The sequence below is a fragment of the Rhizobium ruizarguesonis genome (genome assembly GCF_012349115.1).
In the GTDB taxonomy this organism is placed as follows: Bacteria; Pseudomonadota; Alphaproteobacteria; order Rhizobiales; family Rhizobiaceae; genus Rhizobium; species Rhizobium ruizarguesonis.
This window is the reverse complement of sequence record NZ_PQIG01000016.1, coordinates 1-987: the sequence shown is the minus strand read 5'-3', so window position 1 is coordinate 987 and position 987 is coordinate 1. Positions and strand designations below refer to the sequence as shown.

1 protein-coding gene is annotated in these 987 nt (G+C 64.3%); it reads left to right on the top strand.

Annotation, left to right across the window (positions count from 1 at the left end; genetic code table 11):
* Positions 1-88: 88 nt before the first annotated feature.
* Positions 89-987: IS110 family RNA-guided transposase (locus tag C3Y91_RS03420; protein ID WP_168574984.1), on the top strand; the 899-nt coding region annotated here is incomplete at its 3' end.

Sequence of the window (987 nt, the reverse complement as noted above, 5' to 3'; positions counted from 1 at the left end):
TGGGTCTCCGTCCGCCGTTCCATTGAACCCGAACAGTCGCCAGGGCCGCTTGCGAAAGCAAAGCCCGATTAGGCAAGGATGGGATCAGATGGAGATTGTTGTTGGGATCGACGTTTCGAAAGAGCGCCTGGATGTTGCGATCCTGCCGCAAGAAGAGGTCTTTGCCGTCGGCAACGACCATGCCGGCATCGATGAACTGGCCGAGCGGCTCAAAGGCATTGGTGTTGATGCGATTGCGCTGGAAGCGACCGGCGGCTTCGAGATGCTGGCGGTTGCCGGATTGTCCGCAGCCGGATTGACGGTGCTCGTCGTCAATCCGGCGCAAGTGCGCGCCTATGCCCATGCGATCGGCCGCAGGGCCAAGACCGATCCGATCGATGCCGCCGTCATCGCCGCCTTCGTTTTGGCGACGAAGCCCGAGATCCGGCCGTTGCGCGATGCCGAGACACAGGCGCTTTCCGAGCTTGTGGCTCGCCGGCGCCAGATCGTGCAGATGGTCGTGGCCGAGGAGAACCGGTTGCGCATGGCGCTGGCAAAGCAGGCGCAGAAAAGCATCAAGCGCTTGCTGAAAGCCTTGCGGCGCGAGCTCGAAAGCCTCGATGCCGATCTCGACAGCCATATCCGCAAGTCGCCGGTCTGGCGGGTGCGCGAGGCGCTGTTGACCTCGGTGCCGGGTGTCGGAGCGACGACAGCGCGCACGCTGCTGGCCGAACTGCCGGAGCTCGGCAGCCTCGACCGGCGCCAGATCGCCTCGCTGGCTGGTCTTGCCCCATGGACGCGGCAGTCGGGAAAATGGAAAGGCAAGAGCTTCATCGGCGGCGGCCGCGGCAAGGTACGCGCCGTCCTATTCATGGCCGCCCTCGTCGCCAGCCGATACAACCCTGACCTCAAGGCCTTCCGCGACAGGCTGGTCGCGGCCGGCAAGCCCAAGATCGTCGCCACCGTCGCAACCATGCGCAAGCTGCTCACCATCCTCAACGCCATCAT